Annotated in this window: 9 protein-coding genes and 1 pseudogene; 8 read left to right on the top strand and 2 right to left on the bottom strand. The window is 65.5% G+C overall.

The window, feature by feature from the left end:
- Window positions 1-181: 181 nt before the first annotated feature.
- The 6 genes from OHB12_RS03915 (at window position 182) to OHB12_RS03890 (ending at window position 8,863) form a co-directional block, all read left to right on the top strand.
- Window positions 182-2,779: an AAA family ATPase gene (locus OHB12_RS03915; protein ID WP_327116219.1), complete on the top strand. Its 2,598-nt coding sequence runs from the start codon at window positions 182-184 to the stop codon at window positions 2,777-2,779.
- Window positions 2,780-3,540: 761 nt separating this feature from the next.
- Window positions 3,541-5,067 (top strand): FAD-dependent monooxygenase, encoded by a 1,527-nt coding sequence (locus OHB12_RS03910; RefSeq protein WP_327116217.1) that lies wholly within the window; start codon window positions 3,541-3,543, stop codon window positions 5,065-5,067.
- Between the two features lie 321 nt (window positions 5,068-5,388).
- The gene (locus OHB12_RS03905) at window positions 5,389-5,886 is read left to right on the top strand and encodes a pyridoxamine 5'-phosphate oxidase family protein (protein WP_327116215.1); all 498 of its coding nucleotides are present in this window, start codon (window positions 5,389-5,391) and stop codon (window positions 5,884-5,886) included.
- A gap of 45 nt (window positions 5,887-5,931) precedes the next feature.
- A complete protein-coding gene (locus OHB12_RS03900) occupies window positions 5,932-6,339 on the top strand; it encodes a YciI family protein (RefSeq protein WP_327116212.1) in 408 nt (135 codons plus the stop codon).
- On the top strand, window positions 6,336-7,481 hold the full coding sequence (locus OHB12_RS03895) for an RNA polymerase sigma factor (protein WP_327116210.1): 1,146 nt from the start codon (window positions 6,336-6,338) through the stop codon (window positions 7,479-7,481). The genes OHB12_RS03900 and OHB12_RS03895 overlap by 4 nt, the downstream gene beginning before the upstream one ends.
- 113 nt (window positions 7,482-7,594) lie before the next feature.
- Window positions 7,595-8,863 (top strand): wax ester/triacylglycerol synthase domain-containing protein, encoded by a 1,269-nt coding sequence (locus OHB12_RS03890; RefSeq protein WP_327116208.1) that lies wholly within the window; start codon window positions 7,595-7,597, stop codon window positions 8,861-8,863.
- Between the two features lie 470 nt (window positions 8,864-9,333).
- On the opposite strand, the pseudogene OHB12_RS03885 reads toward OHB12_RS03890, so the two are convergent.
- A pseudogene (locus tag OHB12_RS03885) lies at window positions 9,334-9,797 on the bottom strand (transposase); the annotation flags it as partial.
- Here OHB12_RS03885 and OHB12_RS03880 point away from each other — a divergent pair.
- The gene (locus tag OHB12_RS03880; RefSeq protein ID WP_327116206.1) at window positions 9,733-11,055 is read left to right on the top strand and encodes an SDR family oxidoreductase; all 1,323 of its coding nucleotides are present in this window, start codon (window positions 9,733-9,735) and stop codon (window positions 11,053-11,055) included. The pseudogene OHB12_RS03885 and the gene OHB12_RS03880 overlap by 65 nt on opposite strands.
- An 89-nt stretch (window positions 11,056-11,144) precedes the next feature.
- The gene (locus tag OHB12_RS03875; RefSeq protein ID WP_327116204.1) at window positions 11,145-12,260 is read left to right on the top strand and encodes a cytochrome P450; all 1,116 of its coding nucleotides are present in this window, start codon (window positions 11,145-11,147) and stop codon (window positions 12,258-12,260) included.
- 41 nt (window positions 12,261-12,301) lie between these two features.
- Here OHB12_RS03875 and OHB12_RS03870 read toward each other — a convergent pair whose 3' ends face one another.
- Window positions 12,302-13,288, bottom strand: coding sequence for an aldo/keto reductase (locus tag OHB12_RS03870; protein ID WP_442799959.1), 987 nt, complete (start codon window positions 13,286-13,288; stop codon window positions 12,302-12,304).
- Window positions 13,289-13,311: the final 23 nt, after the last annotated feature.

The raw sequence follows: 13,311 nt of genomic DNA, 5'->3' as shown, positions 1-13,311 counted from the left end.
ACCGATCCCAGCGGTTCTCGCAGTAGTAGGGGTGTCGGTAAGGATCGTTCCGCGTACACCGCTGAGGTGTTCAGTTTCTTGGACGGTTCCGGGCTTCACGCACGGGGTTGTACGCCTCCCACGCACTTGGGTCGGTCTCAACGGCTGAAGGGCTGATGTGTGAAGACTATGATCACGTGGTGTGGCGATCAGGAGTCGGGATCGTGTCGGTAGGCTACCGACAGCCACCGCGAACTTCGTCGGTCGTGAGCCGGAGCTGGAGAAGATCAGTACCCTGCTGATGGGTTCGGCTCGGTTGATCACGTTGACCGGTCCAGGTGGGATCGGCAAGACCCGGTTGGCGGCCGAGGTCGTGCGCCGTTTCCACAAGGCCACCCGCGTGCCGGTCTATTGGGTGCGGCTGGAGCGACTGGCCAAGGGCTCGGGTACAGCAGCGGTGGAAGAGGAGATCGCCCGATCGGTGGTCGACACCGACTTCTCTATGCGATCGGCGTGGGAGTCGCTCATCGACACCTTCACCCACACCGACACCGACACAGTGCGGCGGCGCCAGCAGGGCGTGCTGGTATTAGACAACTGCGAGCACGTTCTCGCCGGTGTCGGTGAGTTGATCACCGAACTGCTCGACGCCGTGCCGGGGCTGACTATTGTGGCGACCAGCCGTGAACCGATCGGATGGGTTGACGAACACCTCGTGGCAGTGCCGCCGCTATCACGCCGGCACGCTGTGACCCTGTTCCGCCAACGCGCCGAGCTGACCGGCCATCCGATCGCCGAGCCCGAGCAGATCGCCACGGCCGTCAAGATTTGCCGCCACGTGCACAATCACCCCCTCTATATCCGGTTGTCGGCTGCGCGGCTGGCGCATCAACCACCGGCGATGATCCTGCGTGGGCTCACCGGAGGAGCTGATGACAGACGACTGTACTGGTCACCCGGTCCCCGCTCCGAGGCCGACCCGCGGCATCACGGGGTCCGCGACGTTGTCGCCTGGTCGTATGAGCTGTGCAGCGATAAAGAGCGGCTGCTGTTCGACCGCCTGTCGGTCTTCGCTGCAGGCGACGACACAAACCCCGAAGACAGTCACGGGGCCGACGATGCTGCTGCCAGCATGGGAACCGACCTGGACGCTATCGAAACCATCTGCAGTGACGACACCAGCGAAACCGATATGAACAGTCACACGGGTGCGGGTCTGGCCAGGCAGGAGATCGAAGGCTTGCTCGAGCGGCTTGTCAACCATTCCTTGGTGACGGTGCACATCACGCCGACGACGGTGCGGTATTCGCTGTTGGAGAGCCTGCGGGTGTTCGCCCAGCAGCGGCTGCGTGAACGCTCCGTCGACGAGGTGGATGAACCGGCCCGGTTGGCCCGGCGACACCGCCGCCACTACCGCGACAAGGTCGTCTTCGCGGCGGCCAACTGGTTCGGTCCCGCCGAACAAGATTTATTGGATTGGGCCCGCGCCGAATGGGACAACATCCTGACCGCAATCGAAACCAGCATCACCACACCGGGCGAAGCCGCCGTCGGTCTGGAAATCTGTACAGGGCTATTCGCCCTCCGAGTACCTTTCTACACCGGCGCATTCCGGGAACTACGACAATGGACCGGACGATGCCTCCAGGCCACCCGGGCATCGACCCCGCAACCCACCGAACTCCAAATGGTGGCGATGGCCCTGATCGCAGGGATCGCCGTGCACAAAGGCGAGCACGAGGACGCCGAACGGATGCTCGAAGACTGTATCGCAGCCTGCATCCCCGACCCAGACAGCAGAAGAGACTGGCGACACACTCCCGAAACAGATATCGGCCTGCCCGCCCCCGCCGAATTGGCGTGGGGCATGGAATTGATTTTCGCCCACCGCAATGTCCGGGCGATCGGCGTCCTTGCTCGGGCCCGAGAAAAGTTCCATCACCTCGGCGACCACGGCGCGGAAGCGGTGAGCGACTTGTGGGCGGGCTTCGCGGCGGGCCTGCTCGGAACAGCGCAACAAGCCCACGAGGCCGCGCGACGTAGCCTCGACCGCGCCAACGCTTCCGGAGCGTCGTTGTTGATCTCCTGGGCCGAGCTGTCTTGGGCGATCACCTTGACCAAACACGGCAATCCCACCGAAGCACTGGAAGTCGAACGGCGGGCGCTGGCATACCTGCTCCCCCTGCGTGACCGGTGGGGCGCGTCGTGGGCGGTGCAGTTCAGAACCTGGTCACTGGCACAGATCATCACCGACTCGATCGCCACCGGAAAACTCGACCGCGATACGCTCGTTGCGTTGGCTACCGAAATTGCCCAACTTAGCGGCGGAACCAAAACCCAACTGGCCAGGCTCGGCGTCCACCTCGAGAAACTGGGTCCCCTCGCCGACGAATCCGCCGAAGCCGTCGCTATTGCCCGCCAGGTACTCGGCCCCGAGGCGTTCACTGCGGAAGAAGCCCGAGGCTCGCGGCTACATCCCGAACACGACGAGGTGGAACGACTCGCACTGGGGACACTGTCCATCGGAAAAACACCGAACAACCAGACCAGCGGAAAAGACCTCACCTCACACTGGCAGCTGCTGACCCCAGCCGAACAGCAGGTCGCCACCCTGGCGGCGGCCGGGTGGACCAATACCGCCATCGCCGCACGCCGAGGAAACTCCGTCAGAACCGTCGACGCACAACTCACCGCGATCCTGAACAAACTGATCATCACCACCCGCAACGACATCATCGAACACGTCCCCCGAAACGTCATCGACACAGTCCGCACCGAAGCCACACACGTGCCGCACTGAACCAGCGACACAACACAACAACCCACCCCACGCCGGCGAGGTGCTGCTCACAAAAAATGGCTGCCGCCACTTCAGGACGGCCTCACTGCCGGTTTGCCCGGTCCCACGTGACCAGGCAGGGCTTTTGTCGATGCACCCATGCGACGGGAACGGGTCGTCATGTGCAGGCACGTCGTTAGTCGGTCGTGATAGGGGCGGCGGAGGATGGCGGCCCCCGTGTCTCGACATAGTCGGCACGCGCCGCGGCAACCCGTATCCCTGCTGCATCCAAACAACGTCGCCACGACCGCACGAACACTCCCCCAAGATCTACAGCCACACAAGAGATTTCGATTGTATCCATCACACCCTGTGCGACGGGGCAATCACGTCCGAGAGGTCGGACTCAGCCACCGCCCGCGCCCGCATTTGCGGCGGGCGACACGGCTCTCGGTGCCGGCGTAACCACACAAAGACGGCATCCATGCCCTCAGACGGGTAATCAACAGTCGATGAGTTCTTGAGCCCGGTGGCCCTGTTGTTCGCCGTGAGTGTGGGTCCAGCGGCGCCGATGCCGGTGACCGCAGGGCGTCCCACCGAGCCCGGCTGACCTGCGGGCGATAGAGGCGAAAGGGGACGAGATGCGGGCCATCACAGTCATCGACAGTGACCGATCCTTTCCCCTCTCAACATATAGCCCACCGGGGGCCTTGCGGCAAGACCCGGGGTGTGCCGCAGAATTGCCGACCTGAGCCAGAATCTGCAGACATTGGGAGTAACGCGTGACCGACATCGACGTGATCATCGTGGGCGCCGGCCCGGCCGGGCTGACGCTGGCCGCTGAATTGAGCCTGGCCGGTGTGCGGCCACTGGTGCTGGAGAAGCACCTGGAAGCCCGAGACGTCCCGAAGGCAAGCGGCATCGCCGGTCGGATCCTGGATGTGCTGCACTACCGCGGCATTCTGGATCGCTTCGAAGCGGCCAGCAGCGACCCGCACGTGGCCGCCCGATTCCCGTTCGGCGGAACGCATATGGACTTCACAAAGCTGGCGGATCCGCCGATGCGGGCGGTACCGCTTCCACAGATGGAGATCGAACGACTACTCGGTGAACGCGCCCGCGAACTCGGCGCCGAGATCCGTCGCGGCCACACGGTGGTCGGGGTGAGCCAGGACGAGGCCGCGGTGAACGCGGAGGTGCGCGGGCCGGACGGACGGTACCAGCTGACCGCCCACTACCTGGTGGGCTGCGACGGCGGCCGCAGCCGGATCCGTGACCTGGCGGGCATCAGTTTCCCCGGCACCACCTATCCGGAGGTCAACCGGGTCGCTCAGGTCCGTGTGGGCGATTCGGTCACCGTGCACGACAATGGCGACATCGATATCCCCGGGCTTGGCCGGCTTCCATTCGGGTTCAACCGAACCGACCGCGGTATGTTCGCGTTCGCGCCCAACCCCGGGGGTCTGTTCCTGCAAACCGTCGAGGATGAGACCGCCGACTATGACGATGACGAGCCGCTGACCCTGACCGAGCTCGCGGACAGCGTGCGCCGCGTGCTCGGCGCGGATCTCCCCATGTCGGATCCGAAGCGACTGTCGCGCTTCACCTTCAAGGATCGGCAGGCCGAACGGTACCGGGACAGGCGGATCCTGCTGGCCGGCGATGCGGCGCACCTGCTGCCCGCCACCGGCACCGCGCTCAATGTCGGCATGCTCGATTCGGTCAACCTGGCTTGGAAGCTGGCCGCCCGCGTTCAGGGCTGGGCTCCGGCCGGACTGCTGGATACCTATCACGACGAACGCCACTTCGCCGGTGCGCGGGCACGGTTGCAGACCCGTGCGCAGGTGGCGCTGCGGCGCGGACACGACGAGGCCGCCGACTCGCTGCGCGAGGTCTTCCAGGAATTGCTCAGCGACGAACCGGCTCTGCGCCGCATGGGAGCGCTGGTCGGCGGCACCGACATCCGCTATCCAATGCCCGGCGCGCACGCCCTGACCGGTGCCTTCGCAGCCGATCTCACCCTGCACACCGACCAGGGCACGACGAGCGTCGCGGAACTCATGCATGCCGGACGGCCTGTCTTCCTCGACCTGGCCGACCGCCAGGGGCTCTGCGAGATCAGCCGGGAATGGGCGCACCGCGTCGAGATTCGCATGGCCAAGACCGATGATCAACCGGCCGACGCCCTGCTGATCCGTCCGGACGGCCACATCGCCTGGGCCGCGACGATCGGCGAACCGGCCGATACCGCCGAAGCCACGTTGCGCGAAGCGCTGTCGCACTGGTTCGGCTCAGCGGCCGGCGCGTAATCCCGCGCGTCCTGGCGCATGCGGCTCGAGCAGTGGCAGTAGTGCCACGAGGATGGCGACGCTGGTCAGAGGGAGGAAGCCGGGCCGACCAGCGGGTGGTGGGCTCCACCTCGGGAGCTGGTCTCGCCGGGCAAGCAGGGGTTGCGGCTGTGCCTCCCTGGCGCCATCGTCAGCTGATCTTCAGGTGCCGGCCCCGCTGGGTCCGATAAAGATGCGAAAATTCGTCGCTGCGGATGTCGAGAACGTAGGACCGGCTCCGTCCCAGGGGTACGAGCAGCCGAGAACGGCCCACTCGAGGACGCCGACAAAGGAGCGACAGCAATGGAACAGCACGAGATCACCGAGGTCCTCAACCGCCCGATCAGCCAGGAGCTGCTAGCCCGCGACCTGACCCGCTTGGCCTACGTCGCCAAGGACGGCGCACCCCGCAACATCCCGATCGCGTTCACCTGGAACGGCTCGGAGATCGTGCTCTGCACCACGAAGAACGCCCCGAAACTGCCCTCCCTGCGTCACAACCCCCAGGTCGCGCTGACGATCGACACCGAGGCACACCCGCCGAAGATCCTGCTCATCCGCGGGCGGGCCGAGCTGGACGTCGTCGACGGCATCCCGGACGAGTATTTGCAGATGAACGGCAGCTACGAGATGACGCCCGAGCAGCGCGTCGAGTGGGAGGCCGAGGTCCGCTCGCTCTACGACGGCATGGTCCGGATCGTCGTCACCCCGACCTGGGTGAAGCTCATCGACTTCGAAACCACCCTGCCCACCGCGATCGAGGAGCTGACCCGGCAGCGGGCCGAATGTCAGCACGCCTGAGGTCAACGCGGCCAGAATGGACCCTACGACTCCAAGGAGAAAATGATGGCCAAATACCTGCTGCTCAAGCATTACCGGGGCGCACCGGCATCGGTCAACGACGTGCAGATGGACCAATGGACCCCGGAGGAACTCACGACCCACGTGCAGTACATGGAGGACTTCGCCGCAAGGCTCGAGGCCACCGGCGAGTTCGTCGACAGTCAGGCGCTCTCCCCGCAGGGCACGTTCGTCCGCTCGGACGGCGAGGGCCACCCGCCGGTCACCGACGGTCCGTTCGCGGAGACCAAGGACCTGATCGCCGGCTGGATGGTGATCGACGTCGAGACCTACGAGCGCGCACTCGAACTGGCCGCCGAGCTGTCCGCAGCGCCCGGTGCGGGCGGGAAACCGGTCCAGGAGTGGCTCGAGGTGCGGCCGTTCCTCACCGCGATGCCCACGGTGACCGAGTGAACGAGTCGCTGCTGCGGGAGCTCGTACCCGCGGCGATCGGTGTCCTCGTCCGGCGCGGAGCCGACTTCGCGCCGGCCGAGGATGCCGTGCAGGAGGCCTTGATTCGCGCGCTGGAGAGCTGGCAGCACGATCCACCGCGCGATGCGAAAGCCTGGCTCGTCGCGGCCGCCTGGCGCAAGTTCCTCGACGCCGCCCGGGCCGAAACCTCACGGCGGGGACGGGAACTCGCCGTGGAGGTCGAGCCGCCGAGAGGTCCGGTGCCAGGCACGGACGACTCACTGTGGCTCTACTTCCTGTGCGCGCACCCGTCACTGTCCCCTGGTTCGGCCGTCGCGTTGACGCTGCGCGCGGTCGGCGGCCTGACGACGCGGCAGATTGCGACGGCATATCTGGTGCCCGAAGCGACCATGGCACAACGGATCAGCCGGGCCAAGCGGCGTATCACGGGGCTGCCACTCGACCAGCCCGGCGATCTGACGACGGTGCTGCGCGTCCTGTACCTCGTCTTCAACGAGGGCTACAGCGGGGACATCGACCTGGCGGCCGAAGCGATCCGCCTCACCCGTCAGCTCGCCGCCTCGACCGACGAGCCCGAGGTCGCGGGACTGCTCGCCCTCATGCTGCTGCACAATGTCCGCCGCGCGTCGCGCACGGGCCCGGGCGGCCGCCTCGTGCCGCTCGCCGAGCAGGACCGATCTCGTTGGGACACCGGCCTCATCGCCGAAGGAGTGGCGGTTCTGCAAGCGACGCTGGCTCGCGACCGGCTGGGCGAATACCAGGCGCAAGCCGCGATCGCCGCTCTGCACGCGGATGCCCCGAGCACCGCCGAGACGGACTGGGTGCAGATCGTGGAGTGGTACGACGAACTGCTGCACCTCACAGGTAGCCCGGTGGTGCGACTCAACCGCGCAGTCGCGGTCGGCGAGGCCGACGGACCGCAGGCCGGGTTGGCAGAACTGAGCAAGGTGGATCCCGACCTGCCCAGATACGCCGCGGTTCGCGCCTATCTCCTCGAACGCGCCGGCGACCTCGAGCAGTCCGCCGAGCTATACGCAGAGGCATCCAGCGCGGCCACCAGCGTGCCGGAGCGCGACCACCTCACCCGCGAGGCAGCGCGGGTGCGGAAGTTACTGCGTTCGTAGTCGCTCTCCAACTCGGCAGCCTGTTCGACGGACACGGTACGGGCCTATAGAAGGCGATCCGGTCGTATGCTTTTACGAAGGTGGCTCGGGCTGATGAACGGGGTGGCAGAACGATGGTCGCGATCCGCAGTGCCCGTGGGGCGGCCGCCGGAGCGGTGGACCGGGCATTCCGGGCGCTTCCGCCCCGCTCCCCCGATACGCAAATGCTTGTCGGCGCGGTCCTCCACATGGACGGTCGACCTCCAGAACTGAGCGAGCTTCGGGACCACATTGCCGCCCGATTACCCGTACTACCTGCCCTGACTTCGTATCTGCCCCCTGGAGCCACCCGGTGGACAGTCTCCTGTTACCCGGATCTCGCGGTTCATGTGGCAGAGTGGGCGGCGCCCGGTGAGCAAGAAGACTTGGAAAGTGTCGTCGCCGAGCTGACCAGGACCGAATTGCCCGACGATGCCCCGCATTGGCGACTGTGGCTGCTCCACGGCTACGCCCCACGGCAGTATGCCCTGCTGTATCTGGCCCACCACTACCTGCAGGACGCCGGAGGCATGCTGCACACGGTGGAGTCGCTGTTCGGCCCGGAAATCCCCGCGGAGGCATCCTCAGCGGTGTATCACGGTTTCACCCGACATCTCCCCACGGCGGCGGACTTTGGACGTTGTCTTATGATGTCCGTTCGCAACGTTCGGCAGGCGAGAAAGTGGAATGTGCCGCACTGTCGAACAACGCCCGATCGTACGCTTCACTGGAGCCGTGTATCCGCCGACGCGCTCGGATCGATTGCCGCGACTTTCGACGGAACCCGTAACGATGTCTACATCGCGGCCATCGCCCACAGCCTGGCGCATTGGCTGGATACGATGAGCGATATTTCCGACCCACCCGACCTGGCTTTCGCGGTGCCAGCCAATATCCGCCGGCCGGAGGAGGTGGACCTGCCGGGCAATCGAACCGCTCTTACCCACATCAGACTGCCCGCAACGTCTCTCGATCCGGCGCAACGGATAGCCAGCACGATCCGCGCGACCATGCCGCTGAAGTCTCCGTGTGTCCGAGCAGCGCTACGCGTCGGCATCGACCACGTGCCCATGTGGCTTGCACGTGCCACGGTGAACACGATCGCAGGTCGTCGACGTGGTCCTGTCGGCGCATCACATATCACTCTTCGTCATCGCCTGGCGTTTCGGGACAGCCCCGTCACCGCTGTTTACCCGGTGATGTGCGCCCCTGCGGGGACTCCGCTCGCGGTACTCTCGTTCACCTACGAGGGCTACGCCACGGTATGTTTCAGAGCGGACAAGGGCTTTCCCGGCCTCGACCGGATACACCACACGTGGCGGGAAACAATCCGAACCTGGAACGCGAGCCCGCTCCGAAGCTGACTGTGCGGTGTCCAGCGGCCCCCGCCTCCGGCGTCCGGGCGAACCGGCCAAGCAGGGTGCCGACCACGCCGACTGCTCTGGCCCACCGGCCTCGTGCCGCTGAATGTCCTTGACCGTCGTGAAGTCGGCCTCTGCAATTCGTCGATCACCTGGCGGGCCGTGTCACGGGACTCGTCTACCGCCCGATCCACCGACACCGATCGCGCCGCGGTCGACCTCCCCGACCCCGTGCGCGCAGCTGCGCCGCAGTGTACACAGCGTCCTCGTCGACACCACCTCGGCCGGCTTCGTGCTAGCCGGTTACGAACGCTGCTGCTGCGGCGCCGCTCCATAATGCGTCCATTGCTTCGATCTCGGCGTTGGCCTGCGTGACCGCGCCGGTGACGGCATCGGCGAATGTTCCCACGATACGTCAGCAGCTCCGTTCCAGGATCGGGAGAAATATTCAGATCCTGTGGATCGGCAAGTTTTCAGGCGACCTCCGTTCCGGTGGTGTCGGCCGGGTCGGTCGACGTCGGTGTGATGGCGTGGGGTCGTTCGAGCAGCTTGCCCTTGTGGAACATCGGCGTTGACCTTGCGCCAGCGGGCCTGGGCGGCTTCGAGCAGCCTTGTAGGCCATGGCGATTCCTGCCGCTCGCGAGCCCGGCCCCTTGGTGACCTCGGTCCGGAGCCTGATTGAGGCGAAGGTTGATTCGATCGGATTCGTGGTGCGCAGGTGAATCCAGTGCTCGGCCGGATACTTGTAGAACTCGAGCAACACGTCGAGGTCATCGACGTTCTTCGCGACCGCTGTGGGATATTTTGCGCCGTAGTCGATTTCGAAGGCTTTCACCGCGAGTTGGGCTTTGTCGATGTCCTCGGCCATGTAGATGTCTTTCATCGCCGCGATCGCGCCCGGATGCGCCGACTTCAGCAGGGCTGCGTGCACATTCGCAGACATTGCTCCCGGGACGACCGAGACAGCGGCCCGGCTCGGGGCCGAATCTCCTCGGACCGGCATCGGTGCGGCAGTTTTCGCACCGATCCGACCGAGACCGCAGTGCAGAACCGGTAGTCTGGGATTCGCCCGGCGGTCAGCAAAGGTCCTCATGTCTTCTGTTGCGGTTACTGGTGCGACCGGTTTTCTCGGTCTTCACCTCGTTCGTGAGTTATTGGTTCGCCATCACGATCTCGTCGCTCTGGTCCGCGATCCGGGGGCGCTGGATCGTATCGCGAGGTTTCTCGAACTCGTGGGCGAGCCGCCTCGGCTGTTGGATGCGCTGCCCCGGCGGATTCGCATCGTCGAGTCGGATGTGTCGTTGCCGATGCTCGGGTTGTCCCGCACGGCCTTCCACCGGCTGGCCGACGAGGTGGATGTCATCTGGCACAGTGCTGCCAGCACCGAACTACACGGCGACCTGGAATCGCTGTGGCCGATCAACGTGGACGGAACCCGCCACATACTCGAGCTGGCATCGGCCGGGCAACGCCTGCCGCTGCTGTGTCATGTCAGTACCGCTTTCGTGGCAGGAGCCCGTCGCGAGGGGGTGGTGTACGAGTCGGAACTGAACGGTTCGGCGGGGTTCGAAAACGCCTACGAGAAGTCCAAATTCGAGGCGGAAACGCTGGTTCGGGACTGGTCTCGCCGGCACGACCGGGCTGTGGTCGTGGCGCGTCCCAGTGTCTTGGTGACCGCCCGCCCGCCGCATGCGGATCTGCCACCGCATACCTTGTTGTCCCTCGGAAAGATCATCCGAGATGCTGCTACCCGCCTGTGCGGGACATCGCGGGCTGTGGTGCGTGTGATCGGATATCCGCAAGGGCATTTGAACTTCGTCCCGGTGGAAAGCGCCGCGCAGACCCTGGCCCGGCTGACCGAAGCAGAGCACCCCCGCCGGATGGCGACGTACCATGTCGTGCACGGGCACGACGTTTCGGTGCGAGTGCTGATGGACCTCATGGAAACTCTGGCTCCGTTGCAGATGACGATGGAATCCTCGGCGCATGCCGAACGGACCGCACTGGAAACATTCCTCGACAGGTCGCCCACCGCAGCGATGCTGAGTCATCGCCGCAGGTACGACGACACCCGGACAGTGTCACTACTCGGTCCACCCGCGTCACCGGTCCGCATCGACCTCGACTACCTGTCGGCGGGCATCGGTGCTGCCCCGGTGGCTCCGCGGGCACTCCGCCTCGGAGATGGGAGCTGAATATGGCCAACGCCGCATACGACTTGCTCACCGCTGGAGCGAGAAACGATCCCTATCCTGTCCTGGGCCGGCTGCGGAACGATCGACCGGTGACCTTCAGCGAACACCTGCAGGCCTGGATCGTCACCAGCTATACGGACGTCCGCTACGGGCTGGCCGCCCCGGCGATCTCCGCCGACCGAATCAGCCCGCGCCTGGCCCAGTTTCCCGCAGGCGAACGGGACCGGTTCATTCCGCTGTATGAGGTGTTGAGCCGCTGGCCGTTGATGCTCGATAACGGTGAACATGCTCGATTGCGGATCCCGATCACGCGGGCGATGACACCGGCGACCGTGGCGGGCTTCCGACAGCTGATCCGTGATGCAGCCCGGTCGATGCTGTGCGAGGGAGTCGAACGCGGCGGCATGGACATAATAGCGGATCTGGCTTTGCCGCTGCCGTTGTACGTGACGTTGCGGATCCTCGGTGTCCCCGACGACGCGGTGGGATTGCTGAAGCGCTGCGCTGTGGACATAGTCGACTTCTTCGGTGCGGATCCGCAGGCCTATCTACCTCGCGCAGAGGCCGCGATGGAAGCCGTTCTACGGACAAGCGACCTGCTATGTCCGATGGTGCACGCCCGGCGCGAGAAGCCGCGGCAAGATCTGCTGAGCACACTGGCGGGCGATCCAGCACTGAGCGATGACGATATCGTCGCGATCTGCCTGATGATGGTCTTCGCCGGATTCGAGACCACGAGCAATCTGATCGGCAACGGGATCCTGCTGCTGCTTCGGCATCCGGAACAGCTCGCCGCGATGCGCCAGGATCAACAGCTCATCCGCGGCGCCGTGAAGGAAGCACTCCGCTACGAAAGCCCCGTGCAGCGAATCTCTCGCCTGACGACTGCCGAGACCATCCTGCGCGGCATACGGATCGACAAGGGCAGCCTCGTGTACTTCCATGCGGGCGCAGCCAATCGGGATCCTGCGGTCTTCCCGGACCCCGATCGGTTCGACATCTGGCGCGGTAGCGACCGGCACCTCGCGTTCGGCTATTCGGTGCACACCTGCCCCGGTTCGACGCTGGCACAGACAGAAGCGGAGATCGTGCTCGACGAGTTGTGTCGCGTCACGCCCGCCGTCCGGCTCACCGGCGAGCCGATTCGATGGCGGATGAACCTGTCTGTTCGCTCGCTTGAATCGCTGCCGGTGACCTTCGTTTGATCCGCGGCGGCGGCCAGTCATAGACCACCGACCGGCGGCCGTCACAGGCCCAATTGGCGGGCCATCGCGGGGTCGCAGCGTTCTCCGGCGACGGCAGCCGCCGGAACCGCGGCCGAGAGATCACCGAGTTCGGATTCGGACAGGACGAGATCGGCCGCGATCACATTCTCCTCCAAATACTTTCTGCGCTTGGTACCGGGGATCGCTACCACGTCCGCACCACGGTGGTGTACCCAGGCCAGCGCCAGCTGCGCTGCTGTCACACCGTGGCGGTGCGCGAGCGCCTGCAACCGGGCAGCGATGGCCAGGTTGCGTTCCAGGTTCCCGTCGGCGAACCGCGGCTGCGTTGCCCTGCGGAAGTCCAGTGGCTCGAAATCCGCCGCCGAAGTGAATCTTCCGGTCAGGAAGCCCCGGCCGAGAGGAGAGGCCGCTACCAGGGTCACACCGAGTTCCCGGCACGTTCTCAGAACGCCGTCCTGTTCCAGATCGCGGGTCCACAGCGACCACTCGCATTGGACAGCGGCGAGGGGATGTACAGCGTGTGCCCGCCGGATCGTCGCGGCACCGGCTTCGGACAGCCCCAGCTCCCGGACCTTGCCCGCGGCAACCAGTCCGGCCATCGCCGCGACGGTTTCCTCGATCGGGACCGCCGGATCGACGCGATGCTGGTAGTACAGATCGATATGGTCCACCCCGAGACGTCGCAGTGACTCCTCGCACGCGCGCCGCACATAACCGGCATCGCCACACACGGTCCTTGCGAATCCGTCCGCGGCGCGGACCAGGCCGAACTTGGTGGCGATCACCGCCTCGTCACGACGCTTGGCGAGCGCCTGCCCGAGCAGCTTCTCGTTCGCGCCCCGGCCGTAGATGTCGGCCGTGTCGAAGAGTGTGACACCCAGGTCCAGGGCCCGATGGATGGTGGCGGCCGACTCGACATCGTCTGTCGGCCCGTAGAATTCGCTCATCCCGGCGCACCCGAGTCCCTGGGCTCCCACGGTCAGACCACCGATTCGGCCTATTTGCACCGAAGACCTCCTCCGTGTCCTGC

Source organism: Nocardia sp. NBC_01730 (genome assembly GCF_035920445.1).
In the GTDB taxonomy this organism is placed as follows: domain Bacteria; phylum Actinomycetota; class Actinomycetes; order Mycobacteriales; family Mycobacteriaceae; genus Nocardia.
The sequence above is the reverse complement of the archived record's forward strand: the minus strand, read 5'-3'. Positions and strand labels throughout refer to the sequence as shown.